Below are 18,002 nucleotides of genomic sequence, written 5' to 3' on the forward strand. Positions count from 1 at the left end.
ATGTCGATCGACGTCAACAACGAGTCCGGAACCGAGGTCGACGAGCACGCGATCCTCGACGTCGCCCGTTACGCGCTCGCGAGAATGAGGATCCATCCGCTCTCCGAACTCTCGGTGATCGTCGTGGACGAAGCGGCGATGGAACAGCTCCACCTCCAATGGATGGATCTGCCGGGCCCCACCGATGTCATGTCCTTCCCGATGGACGAACTGCGCCCACCGGTCAAGGACGCCGAGGAGCCTCCCCAGGGGCTCCTCGGTGACATCGTGCTCTGTCCCGAAGTCGCCAAGACGCAGGGTGAGCAGTCTCCGACCCAGCACTCCATGGACGAGGAGTTGCAACTGCTCACCGTCCACGGCGTCCTCCACCTCCTCGGCTATGACCACGAGGAGCCGGACGAGAAGGCCGAGATGTTCGGTCTCCAGGCGGCGATCGTCGATGGCTGGCGGGCGGAGAAGGGCCTGACCGGACCGTCCCCCGCGCCGACCGTCTCATGAGCGGGGCACTGGTCTTCGGGGCGGTCCTGCTGGTCGTCGTCGCTTGGCTTGCGGCGTGCGCCGAGGCCGGCATCGCGCGCGTCTCCAGCTTCCGCGCCGCGGAAGCCACCCGCTCGGGGCGACGGGGTGCCGCCAAGTTGGCACAGGTCGCCGCCGACCCCACCCGCTATCTCAATGTGGCCCTCCTGGTGCGTGTCGCCTGTGAGATGGCCGCGGGCGTCCTGGTCACCTACGCCTGCCTTCAGGAGTTCCCCGAGACCTGGGAGGCGCTCGCGGTCGCGATCGGTGTGATGGTCCTGGTCTCCTATGTGGCGGTGGGCGTTTCCCCGCGGACGATCGGCCGTCAGCACCCGCTGAACACGGCCACCGCCGCCGCGTACGTCCTGTTGCCGCTCGCGCGGATCATGGGTCCGATTCCACAACTGCTGATCCTGCTCGGAAATGCGCTCACCCCCGGGAAGGGTTTCCGCAAGGGCCCCTTCGCCAGCGAGGCGGAACTGCGCGCGATGGTCGATCTGGCCGAGCAGGAATCACTGATCGAGGACGAAGAGCGCCGTATGGTGCACTCCGTCTTCGAACTCGGTGACACGCTGGTCCGCGAAGTCATGGTTCCGCGCACGGACTTGATTTCCATCGAGCGGTACAAGACCGTTCGGCAGGCCATGACCCTGGCCCTGCGTTCCGGCTTCTCCCGCATTCCCGTCAGTGGGGAGAACGAGGACGATGTCGTCGGCATCGTCTATCTCAAGGACCTCGCGCGAAAGACGCACATCAATCGTGAGTCCGAGGCCGACTTGGTTTCCACCGCCATGCGAGCGGCGGTCTTCGTTCCCGACACCAAGAACGCCGGGGACCTGCTGCGCGAGATGCAGCAGAAGCGCAACCACGTCGCCGTCGTCATCGACGAGTACGGCGGCACGGCCGGCATTGTCACCATCGAAGACATCCTGGAGGAGATCGTCGGCGAGATCACCGACGAGTACGACCGTGAACTTCCGCCGATCGAGGATCTGGGTGAGGGGAGCTTCAGGGTCACCGCGCGTTTGGACATCGGTGACATGGGTGAGCTCTACGGCTTGGACGAGTTGGACGACGAGGACGTGGAAACCGTCGGCGGACTGCTTGCCAAGGCCCTGGGACGGGTACCGATCGCGGGTGCGGGCGCCGTGGTCGACCTGCCGGACGGACGAGCGCTTCGGCTGACGGCCGAGTCCCCCGCAGGGCGTCGGAACAAGATCGTCACCGTTCTGGTGGAGCCGGTTCCAGGGCGTGCGGAGAACGAGCACGGAGCATAGGGCTCAGCCGGGACGGTACGGGGCTCGCCGCCCTCGTGGCCGGGCCCCGATTCCAAACACGCTGGAGGGCTGCTGTATGGACGCAGAAGAACTCAAGGCATTCTGTCTGGAGTTCAATGACGCTACCGAGGAATTCCCATTCGGTGAGGACGTGTCGGTCTTCAAGGTGGCGGGGAAGATGTTCGCCCTGAGCTCGCTGGACGCCAAGCCCCTCAAGGTCAACCTCAAGTGTGATCCGGACTTGGCCGTACAGCTGCGCACCGACCACTCCGCGATCGCTCCCGGCTGGCATATGAACAAACGTCATTGGAACACCGTCACGGTCAAGGAACTTCCCACCGAGCTGGTGCGGGAACTCATCGAGGATTCCTATGATTTGGTGGTCGCGCGACTCCCCAAAGCGATTCGTCTACGCCTTGATCGTCCCTGATCCGATCTGCGTGATGGGGATTGGTCTGCTTTGCGCGGGTATTCTGAGGCGCAGCGGGGAGGGGGGCTCCCCATTGTCTCGTTGATGCAGGGGAGTAACACCGTGAAGTCCATTCGCATGCGTCGTGGCGCCGCCTCGCTCGCTGCCGTCTCGGCGCTGTGTCTCACCGCAGCCGCCTGCGGCGGTTCCGATGAACAGAAGTCGGAGAAGGCGCCGAAGTCGGACGCCAAGCCGTTGACCCTGACTCAGATGAAGGCCGGCCTTGTCGCCCCGGCCGATCTGCCCGCCGGTTTCAAGGCCATGGAAGAGGGCGAAGCGGCAGGCGAACACAAGGCCGACAAGAAGGAATGTCAGCCGATCGCCGCGTTCATGAACCAGAAGGTCTCCGATGCCACCGTCGGCGGGGACATCGACCTCCAGAGCAATGACGCCATGATCAGCCAGCAGGTCATCACCTTCCCGGGGAACGGTGCGCAGGAATTCCTCAAGGAGGCCGCCACCGCACTGGAGGAGTGCAAGGCGTTCTCGGTGAAGCAGGACGGCGAGCACGTCGACGTCAAGGTGGAGAAGATCTCCGGGCCGAAGGCCGGCGAGGAATCCCACGCCTTCCGGCTGAAGTTGAAGCTGGAGACCCTCTCCGTCGAGATGGAGACCAATCTTTTGGTGGCCAGGCAGGGCACCGGCGTGACCCGGATCGCCCATGTCCCGAACAACGCCACCGGTCACAAGGATTTTGATGAACTGGCCGGTCGTGCGGCCAACAAGTTCGCCCGAGCCGCACAGGGCTGAGCCGGCGCCAGACGCCGCACTGTCCAGGATGTGGGGGCTCCGAGTTGGTCGGGGTCCCCGCGGTCGTTCCCCCTTCCCGATCTATGCTCGACCCATGACGCAGAGCACCGCCCCAGGTCCGGAGGACCGCAAGATCATTACGCTGGCTCGCAGCGCCCGGGCCCGGAACGGAGTGCCCGAGGGCGCCGCCGTCCGGGATGAGACGGGCCGTACGTACGTCGCCGGGACCGTGGCGCTCGCCTCGCTCAACCTCAGTGCGCTCCAGACCGCGGTGGCGATGGCCGTGGCCAGCGGTGCCAAGTCCTTGGAGGCGGCGGCGGTGGTGTCGGATGCGGACACCGCGTCCGAAGCGGACCTCGCGGCCGTCAGGGATCTGGGCGGAGCGCAGACCCCCGTACTGCTGGCGGCGCCCGACGGGACCCTGAGGGCCACCATTACCGCGGGATAGGAGCCCATCCTCCAGTCGAGCGCTCCGGAGTGGGGGTGTCTGGGACCGGGGAGCAGGGACCCCGTCCGACCGGTAGTCGTGCGGGATCGTCGATTGGTCGATTGTCCCCGCGCGGGAGCAATGAGGTCCGGGCCATCGGGCCCCGGGGCGGGGTCATGTCCGGCCCTACCACGGCGGACCGTGGCCGCGCCGGCCACCGGAGGCACGGAGGACCGCCGGCATCAGCGACAATGGGCGGCATGAGTGTTCGTAGCCAGTCCTCCGAGCCCGCCCCGCACCGGGCGGGCTTCGCCTGTTTCGTCGGCCGTCCCAATGCGGGCAAGTCCACCCTCACGAACGCTCTTGTCGGTCAGAAGGTGGCGATCACCTCCAGCCGGCCGCAGACGACCCGGCACACCGTGCGCGGCATCGTCCACCGTCCCGAGGCCCAGTTGATCCTGGTGGACACCCCCGGACTGCACAAGCCGCGGACCCTGCTCGGGGAGCGGCTCAACGATGTCGTCCGAACCACCTGGGCTGAGGTCGACGTCATCGGCTTCTGTCTGCCCGCTGACCAGAAGCTCGGCCCCGGGGACCGGTTCATCGCCAAGGAGCTGGCGGGGATCAAGAAGACCCCCAAGGTCGCCATCGTCACCAAGACCGACTTGGTCGACTCCAAGACCCTGGCTGAGCAATTGCTCGCGGTGCATATGCTCGCGGAAGAGCTGGGCTTTGAGTGGGCGGAGATCGTCCCCGTGTCCGTCGTCGGTGACCAGCAGGTCCAGCTGGTGGCCGACCTGCTGGTCCCGCTGATGCCCGAGGGGCCCGCGCTCTATCCGGAGGGTGACCTCACGGATGAGCCGGAGCAGGTCATGGTTGCCGAGCTGATCCGTGAGGCGGCGCTTGAGGGCGTGCGCGACGAGCTGCCGCACTCGATCGCGGTCGTCGTCGAGGAGATGCTGCCGCGCGAGGACCGCCCGGCGGACCGGCCGCTGCTGGACATCCACGCCAATCTCTACATTGAGCGTCCGAGCCAGAAGGGGATCATCATCGGCCCCAAGGGCAAGCGGCTCAAGGACGTGGGGACCAAGTCCCGCCAGCAGATCGAGGCCCTGCTGGGTACTCCGGTCTTCCTCGATCTCCACGTCAAGGTGGCGAAGGACTGGCAGCGCGACCCGAAGCAGCTGCGCAAGCTCGGTTTCTGAGCCGCCTGCGGGCCAATTCTGAGCCCGGCAGGGGCCGTGGCCCATCGGGACCGGGCCCGCTGGCCCGGTCCGTGTTCTGCGGGTCGCGGGAGCACTCCGCCGTGCCGAACGCGATGGTGAGGCGTCGACGAAGCCTGGTCAGGCGCCTTCCCTCAGCACCCGGGAGACCAGCTCGCGCTGGGCGTCGGTCAGCCGCGGTTCACTGGCGTGGACGGTCGTCCCGTCGACGGAGATCTCGTAGCTGAAGCCGTCCGGCACCCCTCGGGACGGTTCGCTCCGGCCGTTCGTGAGCGCGCGCACCGCCAGCTCCCGCCAGCCGTCCGCGTCCGCCCGCTCCGAGACGTCGATCTCGGCGAACCGCTCGATCCCCGCGAACCCGCCCGTACGCCTTACCTGGATACGCATGGTTCCCGTTCTATTACGGATCGGCCCGGGGCGCCACGAGGTCCGGGACGGAGACCCACCCCGGACCCGACGTGCCCCGGCCGGTTCATCCGGCGGGGTCGAGCCGACTCACAGCTTGGCCTGTGTGGTGGGGACGCCCACCTGCGACCACGCCTTGGTCACGGCCTCCAGCTCCGCGCCGTCGCCGTAGCGAGACCGCGCCGACTCCACCGTCAGCCGGGCGAACTCCGAGAACTGCGCCTCGGACGACAGCTCGCCCCCGGTGAGGGTGTCGAACCAGATCTGTCCGGCCCGTTCCCACGCCTTGCCGCCGAGCTGGGTCGCCAGCAGATAGAAGGCGTGGTTGGGAATCCCGGAGTTGATGTGCACACCGCCGTTGTCCCGTCCGGTGCGGACGTAGTCCTCCATCGTCGCGGGTTGCGGGTCCTTGCCGAGGACGTCGTCGTCGTACGCCGTGCCCGGGGCCTTCAGGCTGCGCAGGGCGACCCCGCTCACCCGGGGGGCGAGCAGGCCCTCGCCGATCAGCCAGTCGGCCTGGTCGGCGGTCTGGTCGAGCGTGTACTGCTTCACCAGCGAGCCGATCACATCCGAGAACGACTCGTTGAGGGCGCCGGACTGGCTGAAGTACTCCAGGTTGGCCGTGTGCTGGGTGAGTCCGTGCGCCAGTTCGTGCGCGATGATGTCGACGGAGACGGAGAAGTCGAGGAAGATCTCCCCGTCCCCGTCGCCGAACACCATCTGCTGGCCGTCCCAGAAGGCGTTCCCGTACTTCTCGTCGTAGTGGACGCTCGCGTTGAGCGGCAGTCCCGCATCGTCGAGCGAGTTGCGGCCGTACGAGTTCAGCAGGAGCTCGAAGGTGGCACCGAGGCCCGCGTAGACCCGGTTGACAGTGGCGTCCTGCCCCGGTTCGGAGCCCTCTCCACGGACCTTCTTGCCGGGCAGCCGCAGTGTGTTCTCGCAGTCGTAGATCGTGCGCCGGGGCTTGTCCGTCGTGGCGCCCGTCGTCGAGGGGACGGCCGCTGCCAGTCCGCGGATGGTGGTCACACGACGCCGGGTCCGCTGGGCGGCGTCCACTTCCAGGGTCCGCTGGGCGGCCTCGGCGAGTGCGCTGTCCTCACCGCGGGCGATCTTGTCGAGCACATGCGGCGGCACGATGGTGCAGAACGTGGGATGGGAATCTGTCATGACCGGCAATGTGGCACTGGGTCATCCCACTGTCACTAGTTGCCACCGGGATTGACGAGATGGAGTGACGAATACCGTATGGCTGACGGATATCCCGCATACTGATACAGGACCGCCGTTCCAGCGCGGCTCGGCTATGCTCGCCCGCATCATGCGTTTCGGGCTGCTTCTTCTTAGCTGCCGCGGTGAGGGCCTGTAGTCGTAGGCCGACCCCCTCCCCGCGGGATCTGGTGCTGCAGCGTTTCGTCGGCCTCCCCCATAGCCCCTGAGGGCATGGGAGGTAACCAAGCCGGACCCCGAGGAGCCCCGCGCAATGTCTGAGACTTCTGTTGGCCGCCCCACGCCCATCACCAATGCGACCCACACGCAGAAGCCGTCCGGAATGCCGATCCACAAGTACGGCCCCTACGAGGCCGTGGACATCTCCGACCGCACCTGGCCGAACCAGCGGATCACCAAGGCCCCCCGGTGGCTGTCCACCGATCTGCGGGACGGCAACCAGGCCCTGATCGACCCGATGTCTCCCGCTCGCAAGCGCGAGATGTTCGATCTGCTGGTGCGGATGGGCTACAAGGAGATCGAGGTCGGCTTCCCGTCCTCCGGTGAGACCGACTTCGCCTTCGTCCGGTCGATCATCGAGGAGGGGGCCATCCCCGAGGACGTGACGATCTCCGTACTGACCCAGGCCCGCGAGGAGCTGATCGAGCGCACGGTGGAGTCCCTGAAGGGCGCGCACCGGGCCACGGTCCATCTGTACAACGCCACCGCGCCGACCTTCCGCCGGGTCGTCTTCCGCGGTTCGAAGGACCAGGTCAAGCAGATCGCCGTCGACGGTACCCGGCTGGTGATGGAGTACGCGGAGAAGGTCCTGGGCCCGGAGACGGTCTTCGGCTACCAGTACAGCCCGGAGATCTTCACCGACACGGAGCTGGACTTCGCCCTGGAGGTCTGTGAGGCCGTGATGGACGTCTGGCAGCCGGAGGCCGGTCGCGAGATCATCCTGAATCTGCCGGCGACCGTGGAGCGCTCGACGCCGTCCACGCACGCGGACCGTTTCGAGTGGATGAGCCGGAACCTGTCCCGCCGCGAGTACGTCTGTCTGTCCGTGCACCCCCACAACGACCGGGGCACCGCCGTCGCCGCGGCCGAGTTGGCGATCATGGCGGGCGCCGACCGGATCGAGGGCTGTCTGTTCGGTCAGGGCGAGCGCACCGGCAATGTCGACCTGGTGACCCTGGGCATGAACCTGTTCTCGCAGGGCATCGACCCGCAGATCGACTTCTCGCAGATCGATGAGATCCGTCGGACCAGCGAGTACTGCAACCAGATGGAGATCCACCCGCGCCATCCGTATGCGGGTGACCTGGTCTACACGTCCTTCTCCGGCTCCCATCAGGACGCCATCAAGAAGGGCTTCGACGCGCTGGAGGCGGATGCCGCCGCGGTCGGCAAGTCCGTCGACGACATCGAGTGGAACGTGCCGTACCTGCCGATCGACCCCAAGGACGTGGGCCGTTCCTACGAGGCGGTCATCCGCGTCAACTCACAGTCGGGCAAAGGCGGCATCGCCTACGTCCTGAAGAACGACCACAAGCTGGATCTGCCGCGGCGGATGCAGATCGAGTTCTCCCGGATCATCCAGGCGAAGACCGACAGCGAGGGCGGCGAGATCACCCCGGCCGCCATCTGGGCCACCTTCCAGGACGAGTACCTGCCCAATCCGGAGAACTCATGGGGCCGCATCCAACTGCGCTCTGGGCAGTCCACCACAGACACCGACGGCACTGACACCCTGACCGTCGAGGCCGTAGTGGACGGCACCGAGACCGTGTTGGCTGGATCTGGCAACGGCCCGATCTCGGCGTTCTTCGCCGCTCTGAACGCCGTCGGCGTGGATGTACGACTGCTGGACTACACCGAGCACACCCTCAGCGAGGGTGCATCCGCGCAGGCCGCGTCGTACATCGAGTGCGCCATCGATGGCAAGGTGATGTGGGGCATCGGCATCGACGCCAACACCACGAGGGCCTCGCTGAAGGCTGTTGTCTCGGCGGTCAATCGCGCCACGCGCTGATTCCGCAAATTGACCGATCACGCCCCCTGGACCCCGCCTGAACGGGAGATTCCGGGGGGCGTGCCCTGTTTACGGCTGCGAATCGGGGGGCGAGGAATCGGCCATGTGCTGGCGTACAGCCGCTGGAGTGCTGACGTAGCAACCCTGCTGTGGCTAACATCACGTCAACGCGGGAATGTTGCCGGAGCGTTACGGAGGTGCGCAGTGCGCGCAGGCCGGGGAGTATTTGGCCGAAAGTTGTTGGTCTGCGGCATTCACACTTCGTGGAACACCGTAGGGGACGGGGAGTTCTTCTGTCCTGCCTGCGGAGGTGACAGGAACTATCGCCGCCGCACCGGCCGCCGTCGTTTCACCCTGCTCGGAATCCCGCTCCTGCCGCGAGGGTCGGCGGGTCCCGTCGTCGAATGCGCCGCCTGCCACGGGCACTTCGGCATGGACACCCTCGACCATCCGACGACCGCGCGTTTCTCCGCGATGCTCCGGGACGCAGTCCACACGGTGGCCCTGGCCGTTCTCGCCTCCGGTGGCACCTCGTCCAGTTCCGTTCGCGAGACCGCGGTCACCACGGTCCGTGCGGCGGGTCTGCACGACTGCACGGAGGACCAACTCACCGGACTGATCGAGGCGCTCGCCGCGGACACCGGTCGCTTCGTCACCGACACCGGACCGTACGGCGCTGCCCTCGCGATCGAACTGCACGAAGCCCTGGAGCCGCTGTCGCCGCACCTCGCGCCGGCGGGCAGGGAGTCGATCCTGCTCCAGGGAGCGCGGATCGCGCTCGCGGACGGGCCCTACACACCGGCCGAACGAGAAGTGCTGACCACCGTGGGCACGGCGCTCCAACTGCCGCCGTCGGACACCACCCGACTGCTGTCGATGGCCCGCACGCTCTCCCCGTAGCCCGTAGCCCGTAGCCCGTTGCCGGTTGTGCCCGGGGCTCGCGGTCCAGCCGGGGGCTGTGGGCTTCGGAGCGGTGAGCAGGCGTGGCCAGGGGCGTACCGATGCCGTCAGGGGCTTCCAGGGGTGCGCACGCGCCCCCGAACCTCACCTGGCACCCTGGGGCGCTTCCGCCCGCCGTAGGCCCGTAGAAGGCCGCTGAGGCCGCGAGGCGTGGCCGTTGAGGGCTGTTCGGGTACTCGGGTGTGCAGCCGTTCGAGCCATCGCGCGGGCAGCATGCCCGCCCGGTCGGGCTCCGGCCCTACTTCGTGGTAGCCAGCTCGTTGGCTGCCGGACCGGCGATGGGCGCCGGCGTGCGCCCGGCTGAGGGCGACCCGTGCCGGGCACCTGCCCCGCCCGTGCCGAAGTGCCGTACGCCGCACGGGAACTGCTCCGGCGGGACGGTGGGTTACTCCCCGGGGAGTAGTACGCCCCCGGTGGCCACCTCCGGCAGTAGGACCCATCTCGCTCCCCTGTCCGACGCACTCCTGCTCCGGTGTCGAAAGCCTGGTGTGTGACCCCGTGACCCGCTAGACCATGACCCCGGCCGCAGCGCGACACCGCGAGGTGGCCAGGGGACCCGAACCGACAGTCCCGAGCCGAGAGTCCCGAGCCCGAGCGGTCGACGGCCCGCCGTGCCCTGTCCGCTGCTGCTCCGGTGCGGTGTTCCTCGCAGGGACATCGGAACCCGGGCCAACGATCAGTACGACCCATGTGTGACCCATTCGTGGTGCAGAACCCGCTCCCGCCGACCGCCCGCCCCTGAGGATGACCCCATGCCCGAACCCGCCCCGCGTCTCGGCGAGCGCGTCCTGACCGCCGTGAGCGGCGATCCCCTCACCGTCCCCAACCGCACGCGCAATGACGCACTCATCGCGGTGGGAACGTGGGTGCTCTCCGCCGCCATCGCCCTCTGCGCCGAGGACGGGAACGTCCCGGACCCGGTCGGCTGGCTCCTGTTGTCCGGCTCCGTGACGGCGCTGGTCTGGCGCAGGACCTGTCCCGGAGTGGTACTGCTGGCCGTACTGGTGTGCTCGGTGCCGTACCACGCCTTCGACAATCCGCACGCCGCCGCCATACCCGCGCTGGTCATCGCCCAGTACACGGTGGCCGCCACCGCCCGGCTCCTGTACACCTCCCTCATCGGGGCCGGGGCTATCACCGTGTCGGTCGCGGTGATGTTCGTCGTGGGCACCTCCGAGGGGCTGGATGCGCTCCGCAGTTCCGGTTGGCTGCTGACCGTCCTCGTCTTCGGCACGGACGTACGTATCTACCGCCGCTACATCGCATCCGTCGTCGGCCGAGCGGAGCACGCGGAGCGGACGCGCGAGGAGGAGGCGGCCCGTCGAGTCGCCGAGGAACGGCTGCGCATAGCCCGTGACCTGCATGACCTCATCGCCCACTCCATCACCCTCATCGGCGTCCGCACCTCGGTCGCCTCCCATGTGATGCTCACCGACCCCGAACGTCTCGACCGGGCCGCGATAGCCCAGGCCCTCGACGACATCGCCGAGACCTGCCGCACCGCACGCGGGGAGTTGCGCACCACCCTGGCCGTCTTGCGCACCGACGCCCCCGACCGCGACGGCCCGCTGCCCGATCTCGCCGCGCTGCCCGACCTGGTGCGGCCCGCGGCGGCCGAGTTGACCCTGGACCTCAAAGCGGCACCCGTGCCCCCCGCGGTGGGCGCCGCCGCCTACCGCATCGTTCAGGAGTCGCTGACCAACGCGGTACGCCACGCGGGGCCGGACGCCCACATCGAGGTCGCGGTGGTGCGGGAGGGGCCCGCGCTCATGGTCACGGTCTCCGACGACGGCCTGGGGCCGGTCCAACAGGGCAACGGCTACGGCATCATCGGCATGCGCGAGCGCGCCCGTAGCGTCGGCGGGACCCTCACCACCGGTGCACGCGTCCCCCACGGGTTCCAGGTGACCGCGCTGCTCCCCGTCCAGCAATCGGAGGCCATCGCATGAGCGGTACGACACGACCGATCAGAGTGCTGCTCGTCGACGATCAACTGCTGGTGTTGGCGTCCTTCGCGATGCTCGTGGAGTCGGCGGCCGACATGGAGGTCGTCGGTCAGGCCACCGGGGGCGCGCAGGCCGTGGAGATGGCCCGCTCCAGCCTGCCGGACGTGGTCGTCATGGACGTCCGGATGCCCGGGCTCGACGGCATCGGGGCGACCCGGCTGATCGCGGCAGACGAAAGCCTCCACTCCGTGAAGGTGCTGGTCCTGACCACGTACGACACCGACGAGTACGTGGTGGACGCGCTGCGGGCCGGTGCCTCGGGCTTCCTGGTCAAGGACACCCGCCCGGCCGATCTGCTGTCGGCGATACGTACCGTGGCGGCCGGGGACGCACTGCTGTCCCCGGGGCCCACGGCCCGTTTGATCGCACGGGTGCTGAACGGCCCTTCGCTCGCTCCGACCACCCGGATACCGACGAAGGGCACGGAGAAGCTCACCGAACGCGAGCGACAGGTGCTGGCCCTGGTGGCACGCGGTCTGAACAACACCGACGCGGCGGCTGCGCTGGGGCTTTCCCCGCTCACCACCAAGACCCATGTGAGCCGGATCATGGGCAAGTTGGGCGCTCGGGACCGCGCCCAGTTGGTGATCATCGCCTATGAGTCGGGCCTGGTGGTGCCGGGAGCAGCCCAAGCCCGGCCGTGACGGAGTCCGATGCGGGCCGTGGAACACGGTGATCCCGGCAGTGGACGGCCGTGCGGGCGCGGCGATGAGTTTCCCTCCCGACGACGGTCCACCCTGATGAGGGCGCGCTCCGGCGCACATCGACCAGCGATCACGCGTATCGACCAGCAATCAGGAGGGCAGCAGCCGTGGACGAACAGTTCACCGCCACTTTGCGCAAGAGCCCCGAGGCCGGCGGGTGGACCTATGTCGTATGGCCCGCATCGGTGGAGTTCTTCGGTACACGGGGACTGGTCAAGGTCCGCGGCACCATCGACGGGCACCCCTTCCGCAGCTCCTTCATGGCCCTGGGCGACGGCACCCACAAGCTGCCGGTCAAGGCCGAGATCCGCAGGGCGATCGGCAAGGAGGCCGGGGACCCGGTCACGGTCCATCTGTACGAGCGGCTCCAGGGGTGAGCCGGCCGGTCCCGCCCGCTTCGACCAGGGCCGCGGCGCGCGTCCACGCCGACCAGGCCGTGAGCGTGCGCCGAGTGCCTCCGCAGCCCCATCGCTGACCTCCCGCACCACCGGAGCGCATGCCCGGGGTGCATCCCGACGTACAGGACCGTGGGCGGCCGACGGTACGGGACAATGGCCGCATGAGCCTGTTCCGTGACGATGGGATCGTCCTGCGCACCCAGAAGCTCGGCGAGGCCGACCGCATCATCACCCTGCTCACCCGCGGCCACGGCCGCGTGCGGGCGGTCGCCCGGGGAGTGCGCCGCACCAAGTCGAAGTTCGGTGCCCGGCTGGAGCCCTTCTCCCACGTCGACGTGCAGTTCTTCGCCCGTGGCAGCGAACTCATCGGCCGCGGTCTCCCCCTGTGCACCCAGGGCGAGACGATCGCCCCCTACGGCGGCGGGATCGTCACGGACTACGCTCGCTACACGGCGGGCACCGCCATGCTGGAGACCGCCGAGCGGTTCACCGACCACGAGGGTGAACCCGCGGTCCAGCAGTACCTCCTCCTCGTCGGGGCGCTGCGCTCCCTCGCCCGCGGCGAGCACGCACCCCACCTGATCCTCGACGCGTTCCTGTTGCGCTCCCTCGCCGTGAACGGTTACGCCCCCAGCTTCGACGACTGTGCGAAGTGCGGCCTCCACGGTCCCAATCGCTTCTTCTCCGTCGCCGCCGGCGGGGTCGTGTGCGGCGACTGCCGGGTGCCCGGCAGCGTCGTACCCTCGGCGCAGGCCCTCGGCCTGCTCAGCGCACTGCTGACCGGTGACTGGCCCACGGCCGATGCCTGTGAGGCGCGCCACGTCCGGGAGGGCACCGGGCTGGTGTCCGCCTATCTGCACTGGCACCTGGAGCGCGGCCTGCGCTCGCTCCGCTATGTCGAGTACGGCGAGAAACAGCCCCGGTGACCGGCGTGGTCCACCGGGACGTCCAAGAAGCACCAGCAGAGCGACAGGAGATGTGAATCGCATGGCACGACGCGGAATCCTGGGCAGGGCCCGCCGCGACTACAAGGTTCCCGAGCCGCACCCTTCCGGCGCCCGGCCGCCGAAGATCCCCGGTGAGCTGGTGCCCAACCATGTGGCCTGTGTCATGGACGGCAACGGCCGTTGGGCCAAGGAACGGGGACTGCCGCGCACGGAGGGGCACAAGGTGGGCGAGGGCGTCGTCCTCGACGTGCTGAAGGGCTGTCTGGAGATGGGCGTCAAGAACCTCTCCCTGTACGCCTTCTCCACCGAGAACTGGAAGCGTTCGCCCGACGAGGTCCGCTTCCTGATGAACTTCAACCGCGATGTCATCCGTCGCCGCCGCGACGAGATGAACGAGCTGGGCATCCGCATCCGCTGGGTCGGTCGGATGCCCAAGATGTGGAAGTCGGTCGTCCAGGAACTCCAGGTCGCCCAGGAGCAGACCAAGGACAACGACGCCATGACCTTGTACTTCTGCGTCAACTACGGCGGCCGGGCGGAGGTCGCCGACGCCGCACAGCGCATCGCCCTCGATGTGGCCGCGGGCAAGTTGGACCCGTCCAAGGTCAGTGAGAAGACGGTGCAGAAGTACCTGTACTACCCCGATATGCCGGACGTCGATCTCTTCCTGCGCCCCAGCGGTGAGCAGCGCAGCTCCAACTATCTGATCTGGCAGAGCGCGTACGCGGAGTTCGTCTTCCAGGACGTGCTGTGGCCGGACTTCGACCGTCGCGACCTGTGGCGGGCCTGTCTGGAGTACGCCCAGCGCGACCGTCGTTTCGGCGGGGCGATCCCCAACGAGGTCCCGGGGCAGGCACGTGGCTGAGAACGCCCACCACACCGACCACACCGGCTCCGCCACCGGGGCCATACCGGAGTCCGTGGAGCTGGCCTATCGGCCGGTCCTCGCGGACATGCTCGCCGGGGTGCTCGTCCAGCGCAGGAAGACCCCGTCGGGCCGCGCCCAGCTCGTGGGGTGGCCCCTCGGGGCGCTCGCCGCCTTCGCAGCGGCCCGGATCCGTTTCGACGCCACTGGCCGGGTGACCGACCCCGCTGCGGTGATGCTGGTGACCGGGGGGATCTTCCTGGTGGTGCTGACGCTGTTCCTGCCCCGGCTCATGGCACGGCAGCACTACCGGCTGACGGCTGAGCACGGGGAGTACCGGGCCGTTCTCGATGAGCGGGGGGTGCACTTCACCGCCGAACGGTTCTCGTACTCCTCCGACTGGGCCTTCCTCAATCGGTACGTGGAGACGGCAGAGCACTTCGTCCTGCTCACTGCGAACAAGGGCATGGCCGGTCTGATCGTGCTCCCCAAGCGGGGTGTGCAGCAGCCCGAAGCGCCCACAGGCATAGATGCTCTGCGGGCGCTGCTCGACGTGCGGCTACGGCGGATCTGACCCTTCCGGGAGATCGACCGGCTGCCTCAGGCGTTCGCGCAGTCGGCGCAGGTACCGAAGATCTCCACGGTGTGCGCCACGTTCACGAAGCCGTGCTGGGCGGCCACCGTCTCCGCCCACTGCTCCACCGCAGGACCTTCGACCTCCACCGCCTTGCCGCAGCCGCGGCACACCAGATGGTGGTGGTGGTCGTCGGTCGAGCAGCGTCGGTAGACGGACTCGCCGTCGCTGGTGCGCAGGACATCGACCTCGCCGGCGTCGGCCAGGGATTGCAGGGTGCGGTAGACCGTCGTCAGACCCACCGAGTCGCCGCGATGTCTGAGCATGTCGTGGAGTTCCTGTGCGCTGCGGAACTCATCCACCTCGTCGAGCGCCGCCGCGACGGCGGCACGCTGTCGTGTGGACCGCCCTCGCACTGAGGCGGTGTTACCGCCGCTGGGCGCAGTCGCCACAGGTGCCTCCTTGCTTCGACCACCATGCTAATGGGGGCCAATTCTGCCAGGTCGGGATCAGGCCCTGACGCCGTCACCCGGCTGACGCATACCCGGCAGCTCCGAATCGCACTCGGCCCGGCCCGCCGCCGCTGGTGGGACGTGGTGTCGGGCCCGTCGCTTCGCCAGCGGAGCGGCGAGGGCGGTCAACAGGATGAACACGGCGATCGCGAGCAGCACGATCGTCGCCCCGGGCGGTACGTCCTGGTAGTACGAGGTGGTGGTGCCCGCCAGGGACACCGTCACGCCGATCGCCACGGCCAGCGCGAACGTTGCCTTGAACGAGCGGGAGATCTGCTGCGCCGCCGCAACGGGAACCACCATCAGCGCGCTCACCAGCAGGAGTCCCACCACACGCATGGCGACCGAGACGGTGACGGCGGCCGTGACGGCGATCAGCAGGTTCAGGGCGCGCACCGGCAGTCCGGTGACCCGCGCGAACTCCTCGTCCTGGCTGACCGCGAACAGTTGCCGCCGCAGTCCCACCGACACCAGCATCACGAAGGCGGCCAGAACGGCGATCGCCGTGAGGTCGGCGTCGGAGACCGTGGAGAGCGAGCCGAACAGGAACGAACCGAGGTTCGCCGTCGACCCGGTGTCCGACAGATTGATCAGCAGGACACCGCCCGCCATGCCGCCGTAGAACAGCATCGCCAGTGCGATGTCCCCGCGCGTCTTGCCGTAGGCCCTGATCAGCTCCATCGCGACGGCACCGATCACCGAGACGACGGTGGCCATCCAGATGGGGTTGGTGGAGAGCAGGAAGCCGAGGCCGACACCGGTCATGGCGACGTGGCCGATGCCGTCGCCCATCAGTGCCTGCCGTCGCTGCACCAGATAGATGCCGACGGCCGGCGCGGTGATCCCGACGAGGAGCGCCGCGAGGAGTGCCCGCTGCATGAAGGCCGTTTCCAGGATTTCCATGATCAGCTCAGCAGTCCCGTGCGGAGCGGCTCGTGGGCCGCGTGCGGATGTACGTGGTCGTGGCCGGGCAGGGCGTGCTGACCGGTGGCCTTGGGCGGCGGTCCGTCGTGGACGACACAGCCGTCGCGCAGCACCACGGCCCGGTCGATCAGGGGCTCGATGGCGCCCAGCTCGTGGAGGACGAGGAGGACGGTCGTACCGGCCGCGACCTGGTCGCGCAGGGTGTCGGCCAGGATCTCCTGGCTGGCGAGGTCGACGCCTGCCATGGGCTCGTCCATGATCAGCAGTTCGGGTTCGGAGGCGAGCGCGCGGGCGATCAGCACGCGCTGGTGCTGGCCGCCGGAGAGTGCGCTCACCGAGTCCTCGGCCCTGTCGCTCAGCCCCACGAGCTCGATGGCGCGGTCCACGGCCGCCCGGTCGGCCCGGGAGAGCCGGCCCAGCCGGGCCCGGGAGAGCCGGCCGGAGGAGACGACCTCGCGAATCGTCGCGGGCACTCCGCTGGCGGCCGTGGTGCGTTGCGGCACGTAGCCGATGCGCGACCACTGGCGAAAGCGCCGCAGCTCGGTCCCGAAGAGCGCGATCTCACCCTCGGTGAGGGGTACCTGTCCGATGAGCGAGCGCACGGCGGTGGACTTGCCGGAGCCGTTGGCGCCGAGCAGGGCGACCACCTCACCGCGCGTGACGGTCAGATCGACGCCGCGCAGCACGGGCCGGGAGCCGAGTGTGGCCCGGGCTCCGCACAGGGATATGACGGGTTCGCTCCCCGATGGCACAGCTGCCTCCCACGGTGGTTTCATTTCGCGCCCAGGGCCTTCTTGAGGGCGGTGAGGTTCGACTCCATCACGGCGATGTAGTCGTCGCCCTTGGACTTGTCGGTGATGCCTTCGAGCGGGTCGAGGACGTCCGTCTTCAGCCCGGTGTCGTCGGCCAGGGTCTTGGCCGTGCGGTCGCTGGCGAGCGTCTCGAAGAACACCGTGGTCACCTTCTCCTTGGCCGCCAGGGCCTGGAGCTCCTTGATCCTGGCCGGGCTGGGCTCGGATTCCGGGTTGACGCCGGAGATGCCCTCCTGGTCCAGCCCGTACCGCTCGGCGAGGTAGCCGAAGGAGGTGTGGGTGGTGATGAAGGTCTTGGTGGTGGTGCTCTTGAGGCCCTGGCGGTAGGCGGCGTCCAGTGTGTTCAGCTCGCCCACCAGGGCGTCTGTGTTCTTCTGGTAGGCGGCGGAGTTGTCCGGGTCCGCCTTGGCGAGGGCGCTGTTCACGCCCTTGGCGACCTCGGCGTACTTCACCGGGTCGAGCCAGATGTGCGGATCGCCGCCGGCCTCGCTCGCGTGATCGTGCTCTTCCTCGGAGTGGCCTTCCGTGCCGTGCTCCTCCGTGCCCGCCGTGCCGTGGTCATGGCCGTGGTCGGTGCCCTGGTGGGTCTCCAACTCGGTGAGGGTGGCGGCGTCGATCTTGTGCTTGGCCTCGGACTGGCCGATGGCCTTGTCCACGGCGGGCTGGATGCCCTTGAGGTAGAGGATCAGACCCGCCTCGCCCAGTTCGGCGGTCTGGCGCGGCTTGAGCTCCAGGTCGTGCGGCTCGACACCCGGCTTGGTCAGGGTGGAGACGGAGACGTGGTCGCCTCCTATGCGCTCGGCCAGGTACTCCATCGGGTAGAAGGACGCCACGACCTTCAGCTTGCCGTTCTCCTTGCCGTCGGCGGCATCGGAGGTGGCGCAGGCGGACACGGCGACCAGGCCGAGCGCCACTGCACCGGTGGCGGCTGTTGTGCGTATAAGGCGTCCTATGTTCATGACACTCATTTTCAACAAAAATGGAAACGATTG

At 68.3% G+C, this 18,002-nt stretch carries 20 protein-coding genes; 14 read left to right on the forward strand and 6 right to left on the reverse strand.

The window, feature by feature from the left end:
* The 6 genes from ybeY (at position 1) to era (ending at position 4,644) form a co-directional block, all read left to right on the forward strand.
* On the forward strand, positions 1 to 498 hold the full coding sequence (gene ybeY / locus ACFXJL_RS10275; RefSeq protein ID WP_358879070.1) for an rRNA maturation RNase YbeY: 498 nt from the start codon (positions 1 to 3) through the stop codon (positions 496 to 498).
* Entirely contained in the window at positions 495 to 1,793 is a 1,299-nt protein-coding gene (locus tag ACFXJL_RS10280) for a hemolysin family protein (protein ID WP_358879071.1), read from the forward strand. Before ybeY ends, ACFXJL_RS10280 begins: the two co-directional genes overlap by 4 nt.
* A 76-nt stretch (positions 1,794 to 1,869) precedes the next feature.
* Entirely contained in the window at positions 1,870 to 2,223 is a 354-nt protein-coding gene (locus ACFXJL_RS10285; protein WP_358879072.1) for an MmcQ/YjbR family DNA-binding protein, read from the forward strand.
* 102 nt (positions 2,224 to 2,325) lie between these two features.
* The gene (locus ACFXJL_RS10290) at positions 2,326 to 3,012 is read left to right on the forward strand and encodes a hypothetical protein (RefSeq protein WP_384690962.1); all 687 of its coding nucleotides are present in this window, start codon (positions 2,326 to 2,328) and stop codon (positions 3,010 to 3,012) included.
* A 94-nt stretch (positions 3,013 to 3,106) separates the two neighbouring features.
* Positions 3,107 to 3,460, forward strand: coding sequence for a cytidine deaminase (locus ACFXJL_RS10295; protein ID WP_384690965.1), 354 nt, complete (start codon positions 3,107 to 3,109; stop codon positions 3,458 to 3,460).
* Positions 3,461 to 3,690: 230 nt separating this feature from the next.
* Positions 3,691 to 4,644: a GTPase Era gene (era, locus tag ACFXJL_RS10300; protein ID WP_384639251.1), complete on the forward strand. Its 954-nt coding sequence runs from the start codon at positions 3,691 to 3,693 to the stop codon at positions 4,642 to 4,644.
* Between the two features lie 138 nt (positions 4,645 to 4,782).
* Here the strand turns inward: era and ACFXJL_RS10305 are convergent, their stop codons facing one another.
* The gene (locus ACFXJL_RS10305) at positions 4,783 to 5,049 is read right to left on the reverse strand and encodes a protealysin inhibitor emfourin (protein ID WP_384639248.1); all 267 of its coding nucleotides are present in this window, start codon (positions 5,047 to 5,049) and stop codon (positions 4,783 to 4,785) included.
* 108 nt (positions 5,050 to 5,157) lie between these two features.
* A complete protein-coding gene (locus ACFXJL_RS10310; RefSeq protein ID WP_358879076.1) occupies positions 5,158 to 6,234 on the reverse strand; it encodes a M4 family metallopeptidase in 1,077 nt (358 codons plus the stop codon).
* A 313-nt stretch (positions 6,235 to 6,547) separates the two neighbouring features.
* Between ACFXJL_RS10310 and leuA the strand changes: the two genes are divergently transcribed.
* The 8 genes from leuA to ACFXJL_RS10350 all read left to right on the forward strand — a co-directional run bounded on the left by leuA (position 6,548) and on the right by ACFXJL_RS10350 (position 14,762).
* The gene (leuA, locus tag ACFXJL_RS10315; RefSeq protein ID WP_358879077.1) at positions 6,548 to 8,308 is read left to right on the forward strand and encodes a 2-isopropylmalate synthase; all 1,761 of its coding nucleotides are present in this window, start codon (positions 6,548 to 6,550) and stop codon (positions 8,306 to 8,308) included.
* A 204-nt stretch (positions 8,309 to 8,512) separates the two neighbouring features.
* Positions 8,513 to 9,208, forward strand: coding sequence for a TerB family tellurite resistance protein (locus ACFXJL_RS10320; RefSeq protein ID WP_358879078.1), 696 nt, complete (start codon positions 8,513 to 8,515; stop codon positions 9,206 to 9,208).
* 812 nt (positions 9,209 to 10,020) lie between these two features.
* Positions 10,021 to 11,217, forward strand: a complete 1,197-nt coding sequence (locus tag ACFXJL_RS10325) for a sensor histidine kinase (RefSeq protein ID WP_384690969.1) — start codon at positions 10,021 to 10,023, stop codon at positions 11,215 to 11,217.
* Positions 11,214 to 11,918, forward strand: coding sequence for a response regulator (locus ACFXJL_RS10330; RefSeq protein WP_384690972.1), 705 nt, complete (start codon positions 11,214 to 11,216; stop codon positions 11,916 to 11,918). Before ACFXJL_RS10325 ends, ACFXJL_RS10330 begins: the two co-directional genes overlap by 4 nt.
* A 167-nt stretch (positions 11,919 to 12,085) precedes the next feature.
* Positions 12,086 to 12,355 carry a DUF1905 domain-containing protein gene (locus ACFXJL_RS10335; protein ID WP_384639239.1) on the forward strand — a complete coding sequence of 90 codons (270 nt, stop codon included), beginning with the start codon at positions 12,086 to 12,088 and terminating at the stop codon, positions 12,353 to 12,355.
* Between the two features lie 182 nt (positions 12,356 to 12,537).
* Positions 12,538 to 13,302, forward strand: coding sequence for a DNA repair protein RecO (gene recO / locus ACFXJL_RS10340; RefSeq protein ID WP_358879082.1), 765 nt, complete (start codon positions 12,538 to 12,540; stop codon positions 13,300 to 13,302).
* Between the two features lie 61 nt (positions 13,303 to 13,363).
* On the forward strand, positions 13,364 to 14,188 hold the full coding sequence (locus ACFXJL_RS10345) for an isoprenyl transferase (RefSeq protein WP_329018544.1): 825 nt from the start codon (positions 13,364 to 13,366) through the stop codon (positions 14,186 to 14,188).
* Positions 14,181 to 14,762, forward strand: a complete 582-nt coding sequence (locus tag ACFXJL_RS10350; protein WP_384690975.1) for a YcxB family protein — start codon at positions 14,181 to 14,183, stop codon at positions 14,760 to 14,762. Before ACFXJL_RS10345 ends, ACFXJL_RS10350 begins: the two co-directional genes overlap by 8 nt.
* Before the next feature lie 26 nt (positions 14,763 to 14,788).
* Here ACFXJL_RS10350 and ACFXJL_RS10355 read toward each other — a convergent pair whose 3' ends face one another.
* From ACFXJL_RS10355 to ACFXJL_RS10370, 4 genes are read right to left on the reverse strand one after another with little or no spacing between them, the layout of a single operon-like run.
* Positions 14,789 to 15,214, reverse strand: a complete 426-nt coding sequence (locus ACFXJL_RS10355) for a transcriptional repressor (RefSeq protein WP_329018538.1) — start codon at positions 15,212 to 15,214, stop codon at positions 14,789 to 14,791.
* A gap of 57 nt (positions 15,215 to 15,271) precedes the next feature.
* Positions 15,272 to 16,177: a metal ABC transporter permease gene (locus ACFXJL_RS10360; RefSeq protein WP_358879084.1), complete on the reverse strand. Its 906-nt coding sequence runs from the start codon at positions 16,175 to 16,177 to the stop codon at positions 15,272 to 15,274.
* Positions 16,178 to 16,179: 2 nt separating this feature from the next.
* Positions 16,180 to 16,974, reverse strand: a complete 795-nt coding sequence (locus ACFXJL_RS10365) for a metal ABC transporter ATP-binding protein (RefSeq protein WP_358879085.1) — start codon at positions 16,972 to 16,974, stop codon at positions 16,180 to 16,182.
* Entirely contained in the window at positions 16,971 to 17,969 is a 999-nt protein-coding gene (locus ACFXJL_RS10370) for a metal ABC transporter substrate-binding protein (protein WP_384639231.1), read from the reverse strand. The genes ACFXJL_RS10365 and ACFXJL_RS10370 overlap by 4 nt, the downstream gene beginning before the upstream one ends.
* Between the last annotated feature and the right edge of the window lie 33 nt (positions 17,970 to 18,002).

This window comes from Streptomyces sp. NPDC059256 (assembly GCF_042753785.1).
Lineage (GTDB): Bacteria > Actinomycetota > Actinomycetes > Streptomycetales > Streptomycetaceae > Streptomyces.